The organism is Burkholderia sp. DN3021, from assembly GCF_049805555.1.
Lineage (GTDB): Bacteria > Pseudomonadota > Gammaproteobacteria > Burkholderiales > Burkholderiaceae > Burkholderia > Burkholderia pyrrocinia_C.
Genome location: NZ_JBNCAB010000001.1, coordinates 94,657 through 110,223, shown reverse-complemented (window position 1 = coordinate 110,223; position 15,567 = coordinate 94,657). Strand labels below are relative to the sequence as shown.

At 67.0% G+C, this 15,567-nt stretch carries 12 protein-coding genes; 9 read left to right on the top strand and 3 right to left on the bottom strand.

Going from position 1 to position 15,567, the window contains the following annotated elements; all coding sequences use genetic code 11:
- Window positions 1-144: 144 nt before the first annotated feature.
- Window positions 145-1,800, top strand: coding sequence for an APC family permease (locus ACPUER_RS00525; RefSeq protein ID WP_310132335.1), 1,656 nt, complete (start codon window positions 145-147; stop codon window positions 1,798-1,800).
- A gap of 134 nt (window positions 1,801-1,934) precedes the next feature.
- Here the strand turns inward: ACPUER_RS00525 and ACPUER_RS00520 are convergent, their stop codons facing one another.
- Window positions 1,935-3,008: a substrate-binding domain-containing protein gene (locus tag ACPUER_RS00520; RefSeq protein ID WP_425130062.1), complete on the bottom strand. Its 1,074-nt coding sequence runs from the start codon at window positions 3,006-3,008 to the stop codon at window positions 1,935-1,937.
- Window positions 3,009-3,220: 212 nt separating this feature from the next.
- Between ACPUER_RS00520 and ACPUER_RS00515 the strand changes: the two genes are divergently transcribed.
- The 5 genes from ACPUER_RS00515 to ACPUER_RS00495 all read left to right on the top strand — a co-directional run bounded on the left by ACPUER_RS00515 (window position 3,221) and on the right by ACPUER_RS00495 (window position 8,811).
- Entirely contained in the window at window positions 3,221-4,213 is a 993-nt protein-coding gene (locus ACPUER_RS00515) for a substrate-binding domain-containing protein (RefSeq protein WP_425130061.1), read from the top strand.
- Between the two features lie 87 nt (window positions 4,214-4,300).
- The gene (locus tag ACPUER_RS00510) at window positions 4,301-5,860 is read left to right on the top strand and encodes a sugar ABC transporter ATP-binding protein (RefSeq protein ID WP_425130060.1); all 1,560 of its coding nucleotides are present in this window, start codon (window positions 4,301-4,303) and stop codon (window positions 5,858-5,860) included.
- Window positions 5,853-6,860: an ABC transporter permease gene (locus ACPUER_RS00505; RefSeq protein ID WP_425130059.1), complete on the top strand. Its 1,008-nt coding sequence runs from the start codon at window positions 5,853-5,855 to the stop codon at window positions 6,858-6,860. The genes ACPUER_RS00510 and ACPUER_RS00505 overlap by 8 nt, the downstream gene beginning before the upstream one ends.
- Window positions 6,861-6,862: 2 nt before the next feature.
- Window positions 6,863-7,921: an ABC transporter permease gene (locus ACPUER_RS00500; protein WP_175962240.1), complete on the top strand. Its 1,059-nt coding sequence runs from the start codon at window positions 6,863-6,865 to the stop codon at window positions 7,919-7,921.
- Window positions 7,918-8,811: a sugar phosphate isomerase/epimerase family protein gene (locus ACPUER_RS00495; protein WP_425130058.1), complete on the top strand. Its 894-nt coding sequence runs from the start codon at window positions 7,918-7,920 to the stop codon at window positions 8,809-8,811. The genes ACPUER_RS00500 and ACPUER_RS00495 overlap by 4 nt, the downstream gene beginning before the upstream one ends.
- A gap of 82 nt (window positions 8,812-8,893) precedes the next feature.
- Here ACPUER_RS00495 and purU read toward each other — a convergent pair whose 3' ends face one another.
- Together purU and ACPUER_RS00485 are read right to left on the bottom strand one after the other, a co-directional pair.
- Window positions 8,894-9,769 carry a formyltetrahydrofolate deformylase gene (gene purU / locus ACPUER_RS00490; RefSeq protein ID WP_175962241.1) on the bottom strand — a complete coding sequence of 292 codons (876 nt, stop codon included), beginning with the start codon at window positions 9,767-9,769 and terminating at the stop codon, window positions 8,894-8,896.
- Window positions 9,770-9,939: 170 nt separating this feature from the next.
- Complete coding sequence (locus ACPUER_RS00485; protein ID WP_065501307.1) at window positions 9,940-10,845, bottom strand: choline sulfate utilization transcriptional regulator; 906 nt, start codon at window positions 10,843-10,845, stop codon at window positions 9,940-9,942.
- Window positions 10,846-11,086: 241 nt separating this feature from the next.
- Here ACPUER_RS00485 and betC point away from each other — a divergent pair, with 241 nt between their 5' ends.
- The 3 genes from betC (at window position 11,087) to ACPUER_RS00470 (ending at window position 15,029) form a co-directional block, all read left to right on the top strand.
- Entirely contained in the window at window positions 11,087-12,622 is a 1,536-nt protein-coding gene (gene betC / locus ACPUER_RS00480; protein ID WP_425130057.1) for a choline-sulfatase, read from the top strand.
- Between the two features lie 45 nt (window positions 12,623-12,667).
- Window positions 12,668-13,633 (top strand): choline ABC transporter substrate-binding protein, encoded by a 966-nt coding sequence (gene choX / locus ACPUER_RS00475; RefSeq protein WP_425130056.1) that lies wholly within the window; start codon window positions 12,668-12,670, stop codon window positions 13,631-13,633.
- A gap of 256 nt (window positions 13,634-13,889) precedes the next feature.
- On the top strand, window positions 13,890-15,029 hold the full coding sequence (locus ACPUER_RS00470; RefSeq protein ID WP_425130055.1) for a porin: 1,140 nt from the start codon (window positions 13,890-13,892) through the stop codon (window positions 15,027-15,029).
- Window positions 15,030-15,567: the final 538 nt, after the last annotated feature.

Genomic DNA, 15,567 nt, shown 5'->3' with positions numbered 1-15,567 from the left:
AATACGCCGGGAATGGCATGCAGGAATCCGAAATAATCGTGAATTCATGCAGCCATATCCCGGTTTTCTTTTACTGATTCTGCAAAAAAGTGCTTAAGTTGTTACACTACGGCCCTTGTGCAGAGTCATCACAGGAGGATATGGATGAGTCAAGCAGGACTGCGTGCGAACCGCACCAGTGATGTTGAGGCAACGATCTCACATGATTCGACGGGCCACACGCTGCATCGTGGCCTGACTTGGAAAGACGCATTCTGGGTAACGAGCGGCGTGCCGGCAGGCGTGCTGTTCACGATCGGCGGCGTATGCGCGACGATCGGCCAGCCCGCGTGGGCGATCTGGATCGCCGCGATCACGATGGGGCTGATCCAAAGCGCGACTTATGCGGAAATATCGGGGCTATTTCCTCATAAATCGGGCGGCGCGTCGGTGTATGGCGCGATCGGCTGGGTCCGTTACAGCAAGCTGATTGCCCCGGTTTCCGTGTGGTGCAACTGGCTCGCGTGGTCGCCGATGCTTGCGCTCGGCTGCGGCCTCGCGGCGAGCTATGCACTCACGAGTCTCTTCCCCGCCAACGCGGCGGTGCTGCACTGGCAGCTCAAGTTAGCGGACCTGAGCTTTATCAAGCCTGGTCTGTCCCTGCGGATCAACGCGACGTTCATCATCGCGACAATCCTGCTTCTCATCACGTTCAAGCTTCAGCACAGCGGTGCATCGAAGGCTGCGCGCACGCAGCGCATTCTCGGCATCGCATCGCTCACGCCGCTGTTGATCGTCGGCATCGTGCCGTTCGTCACCGGTGACGTACCGATGTCGAACCTGCTCCCGCTGCTGCCGCTCGGTCACGACGCGCACGGCAATCTTACGGCCGCGACGTTCGGTTCGTGGAACGGGCAGGGCGTCACAATGGCGCTCGGTGCGATGTTCATGGCCGGCTGGGCGTCGTACGGCTTCGAGACGGCTGTCTGCTACACGCGCGAATTCCGCGATCCGCGCCGCGACACCGCGAAGGCGATCTTCTGGTCGGGCGCGCTGTGTCTCGTCGTGATGACGCTCGTGCCGCTGGCGTTCCAGGGCGCACTCGGCACGCAGGCGATGCTCGATCCGGCGATCGGCGACGGCACCGGCGTCGCGGCTGCGATGGCGAAGATCGTCGGCGGCGGCGCGTGGGTCGCGAATGCGGTCGTCGTGATGCTGATGCTGTCGATCCTGCTGATCGTGATGACGTCGATGATGGGCTCGTCGCGCACCCTGTACCAGGCATCGGTGGACGGCTGGCTGCCGAAGTACCTGTCGCACGTGAACGAGCACGGCTCGCCCACCCGCGCGATGTGGACCGATCTCGGCTTCAACCTCGTGTTGCTGATGATGTCGGACTACATGACGGTGCTGTCGATCTCGAACGTCTGCTACATGCTGTTCGTATTCCTGAATCTTCAGTCGGGCTGGATCCACCGGATGGATCGCGGCAACTGGGATCGGCCGTTCCGCTGCCCGACATGGCTGCTCGTCGGCGGCGCGATCTGCGGCTATGCGAACCTCGTGTATGTCGGCGCGGGTGCGAACCTGCAGGGCGAGGGCACGCTGCGCAACGGACTGATCGCGATGCTGCTGATCGTGCCGGTGTTTCTCTATCGTCACTACTGGCAGGATCGCGGCCGGTTCCCGGCGCAGATGCAGCGCGACATGGAGCTCGAGGTGCCGAAGCGCAGCATGTGGCTGAATCTGATGCCTTACGCGGCGCTGATCGGCGCGGGGTTGACGATCTGGTTGTCGTATTACTTTGCGTGGGTGAAGTGAGCATCTGACACGTCGTTCGCCGGGAACGGATACCGCACACGGTCCCGGCGAGCACGACACGATGTCGCGCAGCATGAAGAAAGCCCGACCGGTCGCACGACCGGCCGGGCTTTCTTCATTCCGCGTCCGTGAGTTCAGCCGGCCGGCTCTGCGTCGCTGGCGCGCATGTCGTCGTCGAGGGTTCGCATGAAGCGCGTCGGCACCATCACGACCGGATGCGGCGTGGCGTCTCCGGCGTCGCCCGCATCGAGCAGCGCGAACGCTTCCGCGATCAGCCGCTGCACGTCCTGCCGCAGCATCGTGACGTCGAACGGCAGGCGCGCGGCGAACGGGTCCCAGTCGAAGCAGCCGACGGCCGTGCGCTGCCAGATGTCCCACGGCAGCTCCGACGCGAAACGTACGAGCCCTTCGAACGAGGTGATCGAGTTCGTCAGCATGCCGGCCGGCAGCCGGCCGAGCGTGTCGTAGCGCCGCGCCAGCGCCTCGCGCGCGGCTGCGGGCGCGTAGCCGCAGCGCTCGATCGCGTCGTGCGGCGGCGGCGGCAGGCCGCGCGCGGCGAATGCGTCGTGAAAGCCCGCGATCCGCATCTCGGTCGCATATTCGCCGGCGATGCCGCCGAGCAGGATCAGTTCGCCGGGCGCATTGCCGCGCGCGAGCATCTTGTCGATCAGCACGTCGGTCAGCGCCCGCGCGCCCGCGCGGTTGTCCGACACGACCGACGGCGCACCTGCTCCCGGCAGGTCGACGTTGATCGACGGGATGCCGGCCGCGTTGCACAGCGCATTGAGCGGTGCCGGATCGCGCACGCCGGCAATGAACAGCAGTTCGACACGCTGCGCGAGCAGCGTCTGCGCGACGTTCAGTTCGACGTCCGGGGCGCGCTGCGTGCCGACGACGATCGGGCACAGGCCGCGCCGGCGCGCCTCGTCCTCGAAGGTTTCGGCGAGCCCCGCGAAGAAGCGGTTGCGGTAGTGCGGAATGACCATGCCCGCCAGCCCCGAGCGCGACAGGCGCAGGCCGCGCGCGCTCAGGTTCACGTTGTAGCCGAGCGCCTTGGCGCTGTCCAGAATGCGCGTGGCCGTTTCCTCGCTGATCCGGTAGCGCGCCCAGTTGCCGTTCAGCACCATGCTGACCGTGGACGTGGACGAGCCGGTTGCTTTCGCGATGTCGTAGATCGTGGACTTGCGTCCGGTAGTCGTGCGGGCCATCTGCGTCGTCGCTCCCCTCGTGTGCGTTTTTGTGTCGATGATGCCGACGGTATGCGTTTCGGGACGCGATGCCCTATCAGGGTTTTCCCATGCTTTCCGTCGAAGCTAAATGGATTCAGCATACACGAAACGGTTTGCTGAATGGATTTAGCAACTGACCGCCATGCCGGGGCCCGGAAGCCCGGCGACGGTCGCCTTCGGATGGAGGAGACATGTCGGTGAATTTCTTGCGCAAGGTATGCGCGGGCGTGGCTGCGTTCGCGCTCGCGACGGGCATCGCATCGGCGTCGCCGGACAAGCCCGTGATCGGGGTTGTCGTGAAGATCGGCGGCATTCCGTGGTTCAACGCGATGGACGCGGGCATCAGGAAGCGCGGCGAGCAACTCGGCGTGAAGGCGTTCATGGTCGGGCCGACCAGCGCGGACCCGGCGCTGCAGGTGCGTGCGATCGAGGACCTGATCGCGCAGAAGGTCGACGTGATCGGCGTGGTGCCGAACGATGCCGAGGTGCTCGAGCCGGTGCTGCAGCGCGCGCGGGCCGCAGGTATCAAGGTGATCACGCACGAATCGCCGAAGCAGAAGAACACCGACTGGAATTTCGAGCTGGCCTCCGCGAAGGGCTTCGGCGAGGCGTACGCGAAGAACCTCGCCGCGGCGGTGGGCGGCAAGGGCGAATACGCGGTGTTCGTCGGCTCGCTGACGGTGCCGCTGCATAACGCGTGGGCCGATGCCGCGATCGCGTATCTGAAGGCCAACTATCCGGACATGAAGCTCGTCGGCGATCGCTACGGCGTGGCCGAAGACGTGGACGCGTCGCGCAAGACCGCGCTCGACCTGATGCGCGCGCACCCGAACCTGAAGGCGATCATGGCGTTCGGCAGCCAGGGGCCGATCGGCGCCGCGCGCGCGGTTGCCGAGAAGCAGGCGAAGGGCAAGGTCGTGGTGCTCGGGCCGTTCTCCCCGGGGCAGGGCCGGCGGCTCGTGCACGACGGCGTGCTGAACGGCGGCTACATGTGGAACCCCGCGCAGGCCGGCGAGGTGTTCGTCACGCTTGGCACGATGCTCGCGAAGGGGCAGCCGGTCAAGGACGGCATGACGATTCCGGGGCTCGGCGTCGTGCATCCGGAAGGCCACAACCTGATCGTGAACCAGCTCGTCGAGCTGAACGCGAAAACCGTCGACGATCTCGCGAAGCAGGGGCTGTGAGCGGCATGCACGCGGGCGCAACGCGCCGCGCGATGAAGTCGTTCGGTTCTCCCGATGTTTCATAGCAGGCCGCACCGGAGCGTAGCGATGATGTCTGCCCATTCCCGTGAATTCGCGGCGTCCGGCCGGGCGAGCCCGCCGCCGGCCGCGTTCGCGGCCGACGCGCCGTTGCTCGAACTCGACAACGTGTCGAAGACGTTCGGTGGCGTGCAGGCGCTGCAGCAGGTGCGGTTCGACGTGATGCCGGGCGAAGTGCTGTGCCTGGCCGGCGAGAACGGCTGCGGCAAGAGCACGTTGATCAAGATCGTGAGCGGCGTCCATCGCCCGGAATCCGGCGCGGTGATGCGCTTCGACGGCAAGCCGGCCGGCGATCTCGATCCGGCGCGTGCGCGCTCGCTCGGTATCCAGGTGATCTGGCAGGATCTCGCGTTGTTCCCCGAGATGACGGTCGCCGAGAACATCGCGTTCGAGCAGAACCTCGGCGCGCGTCCACGGCTGGTCGACTACGGGCGGATGAAGGTCGCCGCGCGGCAGATTCTCGCGCGGCTCGGCGTCGAGCTCGATCTCGGCAGGCCGGTGCGTACGCTCACGATCGCACAGCGGCAGGTTGTCGCGATCGCGCGCGCGCTCGTCGCCCAGGCACGTCTCGTGTTCATGGACGAGCCGACCGCGTCGCTCAGCCATGCCGAGACGCAGGCGCTGCTCGCGATCGTGCGCCGCCTGTCGGCCGACGGCATCGCGGTGGTGTTCGTCAGCCATCGGCTCGCGGAAGTGCTCGACGTATGCGCGCGCGTGACGGTGCTGCGCGACGGCCGCTATGTCGGCACGTTTCCGACGGCGGGGATGACGCAGACGCGGCTCACCGAGCTGATGACGGGGCGCACTTTCGATTACGCGGTGCGCACGACCGACCTGTCGGCCGCGGCCGCGATGCTGCGTGTCGACGGGCTGTCGCGGCGCGGCGAATACGAGGCCGTGTCGTTCGAGGTGCGGCGCGGCGAGATCCTCGGCCTGACGGGGCGTCTCGGCGCGGGGCGCACCGAGCTTGCGCTGTCGCTGTTCGGGATGACGCGGCCGGACGCCGGCACGATCGCGCTCGACGGCCGGCGGCTGTCGCTGCGCTCCAATCGCGACGCGATTCGCGCGGGCATCGCGTACGTGTCGGAAGACCGCCTGCAACTGGGCCTCGTGCAGCCGCAATCGATCGGCGACAACACGGCGATCGCGGTGCTCGACGACCTGCTCGGTGCGGCACGGCTTATTTCGCCGCGGCGGCGCGATGCGCTGATCCGCGACTGGGTCGCCCGGCTCGCGGTGAAGATCGGTGGCCCCGACGACGCGGTGTCGACGCTGTCGGGCGGCAACCAGCAGCGCATCGTGCTCGCGAAATGGCTCGCGACGCAGCCGAAGCTGCTGATCCTCGATTCGCCGACGGTCGGCGTCGACGTCGGCGCGCGCGCCGGCATCTTCGCGATCATTCACCGGCTCGCGGCGCAAGGCATGGCGATCGTGCTGATTTCCGACGAGATTCCCGAGGTGTACTTCAACTCGGACCGCATCCTGCACATGCGCGACGGCCGTATCGTCGCCGAGTACGTGCCGGGCGGCACGCCGATCGATCACATCGAGCGAGACGTCCATGCGTAAGCCCGGCATATTCGGCATCGGCTCGACCGAAGCGTGGCTGCTCGCGGTGATCGTCGCGATGGCGGTCGGCCTCGGCATCGCTACGCCGACCTTCCTGACGCTGTCCAACCTGTTCGACCTGCTCAACCAGAGTGCGGTCAACATCATCTTCGCGGTCGGGCTGCTGATCGTGCTGATCGCGGGCGGCATCGACATATCGTTCGCGGTCGGCGCATCGGTGGTGCAGTACCTCGCGGCGCTCACGCTGATGCGGCTCGGCGGCGGCAACTGGGCGCTCGGCTTCGCGGTCTCGGCCTGCTTCGGCATCCTGCTCGGCGCGGTGAACGCGACGATCATCTACCGGTTTCGCGTCGTGTCGATCGTCGCGACGATCGCGACCTTCAACATCTTCTTCGGCGGGCTGATGTTCGTGACGGGCGGCGTATCGATCTACGACCTGCCCGACTGGTGGACGAATCGCGTCACGCTTGTGCAGGTCGATACGCCGGGCGGCGTCGCATCGCTTGCGCTGCCGGTCGCGGTGATGGCTGCGGCCGTCGTCGCGACGTGGTTCCTGCTGCGGCGCACGACGCTCGGCCGCCAGCTCTATGCGACCGGCGACAACCCGGAAGCCGCGCGGCGCGTCGGCATCGATCTCGCGACGATGCATTACGTCGCATACGGCTGGCTCGGGATGATGGCGGGCACCGCGGGCCTGATGCAGGCGCACTACGTGCAGGAGATCGTGCCGAACGCGCTGTACGGCCGCGAACTGGACGTGCTCGCGGCCGTCGTGCTCGGCGGCGCGCGACTCGGCGGCGGGCGTGGCACGGTGCTCGGTGCGATTCTCGGCATTCTGCTCGTGTCGATCACCGCGAACGGGCTCAACCTGCTCGGCGTGTCGCCGTACGCATTCAAGATGATCGTCGGCGCGGTCATCCTGGTCGCGATCACCGTGTCGAGCGACGGCGTCGCGCGGCTGGTCGGCTCGCGCTTCCTGTCGCCGCGCGCGAGGACATGATCATGAGACACGCCGAATCCCGGCGCTTTCCGGCGCTGTCCGTTCCGGCCGACGTGGCCGGCCTGCTGGGTTTTCTCGCGTGCATCGTCGCGACGATGAGCGTCGCGTCCGACCGTTTCCTGACGGGCGGCACGTTTGCGTCGATCGCGTTCCAGCTGCCGGAACTCGGCCTGTTCACGCTGGCGATGCTGATGCCGCTGGTGTCCGGCGGCTTCAACCTCGCCGTCACGTTCACCGCGAACATCGCGGGGCTCGCGATGGCGTGGGTGATCCAGTCGCACGGCGGCCCGGAGGCCGGCATCGCGGCGGTCGCGCTCGGCATCGCCGCGGCGCTCGCGACGGGCGCCGCGGCCGGCTGGCTGATCGGCGCGGTGATCGCGCATACGGGCGCGAGCCCGATCCTCGTGTCGCTGTCGGCGATGATCTTCCTGCGCGGTCTCGGCGAATTCCTGACGCGCGGCGGCGACATTTCCGGTTTTCCGCCGGTCGTCCGCGCGATGGGCAACGGGCAGTGGCTCGGCGTGCCGGCGCCGCTGTGGATCTTCGCGGGCTGCGCGCTGCTGTGGCACGTCGTGATGACGTATTCGCGGCTCGGCTTCGTCACGCGGATGATCGGCTCGAATGCGGAAGCGACGCGCTACTCGGGCATCTCGACCACGCGGGCGATCACGCGCATCTACATGCTGTCGGGGCTGATGTGCGGCGTGGCCGGCGTCGTGATGCTGTCGCGCTTCAACTCGGTGCGGGTCGGTCATGGCGAGGCGTTCCTGCTGATCTCGGTGCTCGCCTGCTTTCTCGGGCGCGTCGATCCGTTCGGCGGCTTCGGTCGCGTCGCGCCGGTCGTGATCGCGCTCGTGATCCTGCAGGTGATCGCATCGGGCCTCAACCTGCTCGGCGCGAGCCAGCACCTCGCGACCGCGCTGTGGGGCGCGTTCCTGCTCGCGGTGATGCTGGTGCGCTGGGCATGGGCCCGGCATGCGTCGCGGCCGCGCAATCGCAATCGAATCGCGACGCCGGCGCTCGGCGGCCTCGAACCCTCTCAACGGAAGGAGACGAAATGAACAAGCTTGGCGTACATGCGCTGGTCTGGGAGGCCGGCTGGAGCCGCGACGCATGCGCGCGCGCAATCGCGAACACGGCCGAGACGGGCTTCGATTTCATCGAGGTACCCGCGCTCGATCCCGATTCGATCGACGCCGCGTTCACGCGGCGCGAACTCGAACGGTACGGGCTCGGCATCACGTTCTCGCTCGGGCTCGATGCGCAATCCGACATTTCGAGCGGCGATGCGCAGAAGGCCGCGCGCGGCAAGCAGAAACTCGAGGCCGCGCTGCGTGTCGCGCGCGACTGCGGCGCGACGCACGTATGCGGGATCCTGTATTCGGCGTTCCAGAAGAATTTCACGCCGACGACGGCCGCCGGCGTCGCGATGTCCGCCGACATCCTCGCGCAGGTGGCGGACACGGCCGCGCAAAGCGGCATCACGCTCGGGCTCGAAGTCGTGAACCGCTACGAGTCGAACGTGCTCAACACCGCGTCGCAGGGTGTCGAGCTGTGCCGGCGCGTCGGCCGGCCGAACGTGAAGGTGCATCTCGACACGTACCACATGCATATCGAGGAGTCGGACGTGACGTCGGCGATCCGCGACACCGGCGAGCAGCTCGGCTACGTGCACATCGGCGATTCGCATCGCGGGTATCTGGGATCGGGCAACGTCGATTTCACCGCGGTGTTTCGTGCGCTGGTGTTCGGCGGCTATACGGGGCCGATCGCGTTCGAGAGTTTTTCGTCGCGTGTCGTCGGCCAGCCGCTCGAAGGCATCCTCGCGATCTGGCGCAACCTGTGGGAAGACAGTCACGATCTCGCCGCGCACGCGCTGGCCTTTACGCGCGTGCAGCTCAAGTCCGCGCGCGAGGCGCTGAAGCAGGCCGAACGGAGTCGGTTGCCGTGAGCGGCGAATCGGCACGGCGCCTTCGCGCGTGCCGTCGGCTTCCGCGTGACGGGCGGTCGATCCCGCTTGCAGCGTACCGGCTTTACGAAAACACCACCGTCCGATCCCCGTTCAAGAACACCCGCCGTTCGATAAACGCCTTCACCGCACGCGCGAGCGTGATGCTTTCGACGTCGCGCCCCACCGCCAGCAATTGCTCCGGCCGCAGCGCGTGATCCACACGCTCGACGACCTGCTCGATGATCGGGCCTTCGTCGAGATCGTCGGTGACGAAGTGCGCGGTCGCGCCGATCAGTTTCACGCCGCGCGCATGCGCCTGGTGATACGGCTTCGCGCCCTTGAAGCCGGGCAGGAACGAGTGATGGATGTTGATCGCGCGGTTCGCGAGCTTCGCGCTCGTCTCCTGCGACAGCACCTGCATGTAGCGCGCGAGGATCACGAGTTCGGCGCCGCTCGATTCGAAGAAGTCGAGCCACTGCGCTTCCTGCTGCGCCTTGGTTTCGGCCGTGATCGGGAAGTGCCGGAACGGCAGCCCGTGCTGCGCGGCCATCGGCTCGAAATCGGGGTGGTTAGACACGATGCCGACGATGTCCATCTTCAGTTCGCCCATCCGCCAGCGGAACAGCAGGTCCGCGAGGCAGTGCTCGAGCTTCGACACCATGATCAGCACCTTCGGCCGCGCGTTCACGTCGTGGATTGCCCATTGCATGTCGCCGCCGAGGCCGGCCGCGATCGGCGCGAATTCCTGGCGCAGCGCGTCGATCTGCAGCGTTTCATCCGTCGGATGAAACACGCAGCGCACGAAGAAGCGGTTGCTGAGATCGTCGTCGAACACGTTCAGCGCATCGACATAGCAGCGATGGCGATCGAGAAAGCCGACGACGGCGGCGACCTGGCCGGCCGCGCTCGCGCACGACAGTGTCAGGACGAATTGATCGGGGCGGTGCTCGGCGGTCATGAGAATCCTCGGATGGCATGGGGCGCACGGCCGTGCGGCAGCGCACCAAAGCGCCGCGCCGCGCGGGTTGCGGGAGACTCAAGTAAATCAGGACGATTTTGGGGAGGATAGAACCAACGCGCCGTGTGGCTGGTATCGGTGCGCCAGCGCGCGGGGGCAGGCGCGCTTCGTCAGGCGCTTGCGCACGCGTCGAGCAGCCAGCGCCGGAACACGTGGGTCGCGTCCGGCTCGGGGCGCTGCGGCGGCCGCACCAGGAAGTAGCCGCGCGACGTGACGACGGGCGCGTCGACGAGCTTCACGAGCTGCCCGGACGCGACGAGCTCGTCGACGAGCGGCGACCAGCCGAGCGCGACGCCTTCGCCGAGCAGCGCCGCGTGGATCACGAGCGCGTAGCTGTTGAAGGTCACGCCGCGCGCGGCGGCCGCCGTGTCAAGGCCGTGCGCGTCGAACCAGCCGGACCACGACAGCCAGCGCTCGGGGCGCGTCGGCTGCACGTGCAGCAGCGGCAGCGCGAGCAGTTGGTCGGCCCGCGCGACGTGCGGATGCGCGTCGCGGAACGCGGGCGAACACACGGGCGTGACGGATTCCGGAAAGAGCCGCGCGGCCGTGCACGACGGCCAGTGGCCGTCGCCGAACAGGATCGCGATGTCGCCGTGGTCGCGCTGCGCGTCGTAATCCTGTGACGTGACGACGCGCACGTCGACATCCGGCATCACGCGCTTCAGGCCGGCCAGGCGCGGCATCAGCCAGTAGGTCGCGAAGCCGAAGTCGGTGACGATCGTGAGCGCGCCGTGCTCGCGGCGCGCGCGCAGCGTCGCAGTGGCGCCGCGCAGCGTGTCGAGGCTCAGCCGCACGGCTTCGTACAGGCACTGGCCGTCGGCCGTCAGCGTGACGCCGCGCGGGCTGCGCTCGAACAGCGGCACGCCGAGTTCGGCCTCGAGCTGGAACACCTGCTGGCTCACGGCCGGCTGCGTCGAGCCGAGCTCGCGCGCGGCTGCCGTGAAGCTCGCGAGCCGGGCGGCCGATTCGAACGCGCGCAGCGCCTGCATCGACGGTAACGGTTCGGATTTCGACATAAGTCCTTCTAATGGCCCCATAAGGGCGGGACGCCTTCCCGCACGAATTCGGGCGGGCGATAGTGCATCGGACGGTACGGCACACGCACTTCACGGCCGCCGCGCCAGGCCTTTCCGCGATTCTAGCCAGTCGCGGCGGGCATGCGCGGCACTTTCTTCGGGCCGCATCCGTCATGCCGGACGTCTCGCTGCCAAAGCGGCGCGCCGTTCCATTCGAACATCGTTTTCCCCACGACCGCCGATGACGAACCCGACACCCAACATCCTGATCCTGATGGCCGACCAGCTCACGCCGTTCGCGCTGCCGGCGTACGGCAATCGCGTCGCGCGCACGCCGACGCTCGACCGGCTCGCCTCGCAAGGCGTGGTGTTCGACGCCGCGTACTGCGCGAGCCCGCTGTGCGCGCCGTCGCGTTTCTCGCTGCTGACCGGCAAGCTGCCGTCCGGGATCGGCGCCTACGATAACGCCGCCGAATTGCCGGCGCAAACGCTGACGTTCGCGCACTACCTGCGCGCGGGCGGCTACCGGACGATGCTGTCCGGCAAGATGCATTTCTGCGGGCCCGACCAGTTGCACGGCTTCGAGGAGCGGCTCACGACCGACATCTATCCGGCCGATTTCGGCTGGGTGCCCGACTGGGACAACCCGACCGAGCGGCCGAGCTGGTATCACAACATGAGCTCGGTGCTCGACGCGGGCCCGTGCGTGCGCACGAACCAGCTCGATTTCGACGACGAAGTCACGTTCGCCGCGAAGCAGAAGCTGTACGACGTTGCGCGCGAACGCGCGGCCGGGCATGACGCACGGCCGTTCTGCATGGTCGTGTCGCTGACCCATCCGCACGACCCGTATGCGATCACGCGCGAATACTGGGATCTGTACCGCGACGACGAGATCGACATGCCGGCCGTGCGGCTCGATGCAGCGGACAGCGACCCGCATTCGCAGCGGCTGCGCTTCGTCTGCGAGAACGACCGCACGCCGCCGACCGACGCGCAGATCCGCGCCGCGCGCCGCGCGTACTACGGCGCAACCTCCTACGTCGACGCGCAGTTCGGCAGCGTGCTGGCCGCGCTCGAGCAGTGCGGGTTTGCCGACGACACGATCGTGATCGTCACGTCCGACCACGGCGACATGCTCGGCGAGCGCGGGCTCTGGTACAAGATGACGTTCTTCGAAGGCGGCTGCCGCGTGCCGCTGATCGTCCATGCGCCGGGCCGCTTCGGCGCCGCGCGCGTGCGCGGGCCCGTGTCGCACGTCGACCTGTTGCCGACGCTCGTCGACCTGACCGGCGCCGCGCCCGCCGGCGGCTGGCCCGACCCGGTTGACGGCGCGAGCCTCGTGCCGCACCTGCACGGCACGCCCGCGCACGACGTCGCGCTCGGCGAATACCTGGCGGAAGGCGCGGTCGCGCCGGTCGTGATGATCCGCCGCGGCGACTGGAAGTACGTGCATTGCCCGGCCGATCCCGACCAGCTCTACAACCTCGCCGACGACCCGCGCGAACTCACGAATCTCGCCGGCTCGCCGGAAGCCGCCGGTGTGCTCGCGGCGTTCCGCGTTGAAGCCGCGCAGCGCTGGAACCTGCCCGAGCTGGACCGGCAGGTGCGCGCGAGCCAGCGGCGCCGGCGCTTCCATTACGCGGCGGCGACGCAGGGCCGCATCCACGCGTGGGACTGGCAGCCGTTCACCGACGCGAGCCAGCGTTACATGCGCAATCACATCGAACTCGACACGCTCGAGGCGATGGCGCGCTTTCCGCGGGTCGGGCGCTGAGCGCTCCGCATCGCGATCATTGACGAACGACGGAGGAAGCTGGCGATGGAACGGCAATGCAATGCAGCAATCCGGATCGGCGCGGCGCTCGCCGCGGCCGCCTGCTGGATGACGACGCAGGGCGCGCATGCGGCCGACCCGCAGACGTGCAGCGACGTGAAAATGGCGGCGCCCGGCTGGACCGACATCGACGCGACGAACGCGATGGCGGGCGTCGTGCTGAAGGCGCTCGGCTACCGGCAGGACGTGGCGAACCTGTCGGTGCCGATCACGTATCAGGGGCTCAAGAAAGGGCAGGTCGACGTGTTCCTCGGCAACTGGATGCCCGCGCAGGCGCCGCTCATGAAGCCGTTCGTCGACGAGAAATCGATCGACGTGCTGCACGCGAACCTGAGCGGCGCGAAGTTCACGCTGGCGGTGCCCGACTACGTCGCGGCCGCGGGCGTGCATACGTTCGCCGATCTCGCGCGCTATGCAGACCGCTTCGGCGGCAAGATCTACGGGATCGAGCCCGGTGCGCCCGCGAACCAGAACATCAAGCGGATGCTGTCCGACCACGCGCTCGGTACGGCGAACTGGTCGCTCGTCGAATCGAGCGAGACGGGCATGCTCACGCAGGTCGAGCGCGCGGTGCGCGACAAGCGCTGGATCGTGTTTCTTGCGTGGGAGCCGCATTTGATGAACACGAAGTTCCATCCGACCTACCTGTCGGGCGGCGACGCGTACTTCGGTCCGAACTACGGCGGCGCGACGGTCAACACAGTCACGCGCGCCGGGTTTGCCGGCCAGTGCGCGAACCTTGCGCGGCTGTTCCGGCAGATGACGTTCTCCGTCGACGTCGAGAACCGGATGATCGCCGACATGCTCGATAACAAAACGTCGCCCGCGCTCGCGGCGCAGCATGCGCTGAAGGCCGACCCGGCGCTGGTCGCCGGCTGGCTGGACGGCGTGACGACGGCCGCCGGCGCACCGGGCCTGCCGGCCGTGCGAGCGGCCCTCGACGGCCGTTGACCGCTCCCTGGGCGGCCGGTTTTTGCCGTGCCGCCCGTCTACGTGTTTTCCCGACCGGTCGCATCGTGACCATTTAGTGTCGCCTTCAGACGGGTGACCCGAAATATGGGTTTGTATTTTTCGCCAATGGCTGCGTTATTGCGAAAAACGAAATGCCGAAGCCAGCGGGCGTACCGAATTTGAATCCACCGGCGTATCGCGGCACGCGCCGGGACGAGATTCTTTCCATCGAACGGTTCAGGGAGGGTGGTCGATAATGAAGCACACGAAAGTCGCCGTAGCCGCCGCGCTTGCATGCGCGGCCTGTATTCCCGCCATTGGCCATGCGCAGAGCAGCGTGACGCTGTACGGGATTCTCGACGCGGGCATCACGTACGTGAACAACACCGGCGGCTCGCACGTGGTCAAGTTCGACGACGGCGTCTCATACGGGAACCGCTTCGGCCTGAAGGGCACGGAAGACCTGGGCGGCGGCTTGAAGGCCGTGTTCACCCTCGAGAGCGGCTTCCACCTCGGCAACGGGCAGCTCGGCTTCGGCGGCGCGGAGTTCGGCCGGCAGGCGTATGTCGGCCTGCAGAACGACTGGGGCACGCTGTCGTTCGGCAACCAGCTCGACATCACGAACGAACTCGTGTCGATCTACAACATCTCGGCGTGGGGCAGCGGTTATGCGATCCACCAGGGCGACTTCGACCGCTTCAACGGCGACCGCCTGCCGAATTCGGTGAAATTCCTGTCGAACGACCTCAGCGGCTTCAAGTTCGGCGCGATGTACTCGTTCGGCAACGTCGCGGGCAATTTCCACCGCAACAGCGCATGGAGCGCGGGCGCGAGCTTCACGAAGGGCGACTTCTCGATCGGCGCCGCGTACACGCGCCTGAACAACCCGAACGGCATCTACGCGTTCGACCCGTACGCGATGATCGGCACGCATACGTTCCTCGGCCAGCAGACCGTCACCGTCGATCCGGCGACCGGCGCGCGCACCGACCTGTTCGCGAACACGCCGATGGACGTCGACAGCCAGGGCACGTTCGGCATCGGCTCGAGCTACACGATCGGCAAGCTGACGCTCGACGCCAACTTCTCGTACACGACGATCAAGGGTTTCGGCCAGTCGTCGCACATGCAGGTGTATGAAGGCGGCGGCTTGTACCAGTTCACGCCGGCGCTGAGCCTGATCGCGGGCTACCAGCATACGCGTTTCGAAGGCCATCACTGGAACCAGGGCACGGCGGGCCTGCACTACCTGCTGTCGAAGCGCACCGACGTGTATATCTCCGGCGATTACCTGCGCGCGTCGCACGGCGTCGATGCGGTGGTCGGCTACAGCTTCACGCCGTCGACGACGCAGACGCAGGCCGACGTGCGGATCGGGATGCGGCATTCGTTCTGAGTGGGGTGGTTTGGAGCAGCGACGTCTTCAGCGAGATCTCTCTTTGGCGCGAACTGCGGTTCGCGCTTTTTTTTGTTTCTTCGCGGATTTCCGGGGATGGGGCTGTTCGACCCACTTCGGCCCGTCGACCCAGCGCGACCTCAACGGCAGATTCCAAGCACACAAGCAGTCATCCGTGCCTAAGTGCTGGCGTGCAAGTGCTCGACCATCGGGATCCGACACCTGAGTCCGCGTCGACAATCGGGAATATCTGCTTCGCCCAGTCAGAAACGCGTGCCGCGCGGAACGTCGCCGACATTTTGGCGAGTTGCGATGCTCTACAGAACATATTCTGGATTGCACACGGTCTGATCGTAACGTGCCCGGCGTTGGGCAATGAGCGCTGGGCTGGTTGGGCTGGAACGCTCGTATTGCAGATGGTCGGCACATCCAGACTTTTCGCGCGAGGCGCGCAGCTGCATTGGCAGTCGCAAAGCATGTCAGGTGCGGCCACGAGGCCGCACCCGGATCGAGACGGGTGGCGTACGGGTATGCTGCT

Coding starts and splice junctions, on each gene's coding strand:
- ACPUER_RS00525 (WP_310132335.1), top strand. CDS start 145: ATGAGTCAAGCAGGACTGCGTGCGAACCGCACCAGTGATGTTGAGGCA.
- ACPUER_RS00520 (WP_425130062.1), bottom strand. CDS start 3,008: ATGGCCCGCACGACTACCGGACGCAAGTCCACGATCTACGACATCGCG.
- ACPUER_RS00515 (WP_425130061.1), top strand. CDS start 3,221: ATGTCGGTGAATTTCTTGCGCAAGGTATGCGCGGGCGTGGCTGCGTTC.
- ACPUER_RS00510 (WP_425130060.1), top strand. CDS start 4,301: ATGATGTCTGCCCATTCCCGTGAATTCGCGGCGTCCGGCCGGGCGAGC.
- ACPUER_RS00505 (WP_425130059.1), top strand. CDS start 5,853: ATGCGTAAGCCCGGCATATTCGGCATCGGCTCGACCGAAGCGTGGCTG.
- ACPUER_RS00500 (WP_175962240.1), top strand. CDS start 6,863: ATGAGACACGCCGAATCCCGGCGCTTTCCGGCGCTGTCCGTTCCGGCC.
- ACPUER_RS00495 (WP_425130058.1), top strand. CDS start 7,918: ATGAACAAGCTTGGCGTACATGCGCTGGTCTGGGAGGCCGGCTGGAGC.
- purU (WP_175962241.1), bottom strand. CDS start 9,769: ATGACCGCCGAGCACCGCCCCGATCAATTCGTCCTGACACTGTCGTGC.
- ACPUER_RS00485 (WP_065501307.1), bottom strand. CDS start 10,845: ATGTCGAAATCCGAACCGTTACCGTCGATGCAGGCGCTGCGCGCGTTC.
- betC (WP_425130057.1), top strand. CDS start 11,087: ATGACGAACCCGACACCCAACATCCTGATCCTGATGGCCGACCAGCTC.
- choX (WP_425130056.1), top strand. CDS start 12,668: ATGGAACGGCAATGCAATGCAGCAATCCGGATCGGCGCGGCGCTCGCC.
- ACPUER_RS00470 (WP_425130055.1), top strand. CDS start 13,890: ATGAAGCACACGAAAGTCGCCGTAGCCGCCGCGCTTGCATGCGCGGCC.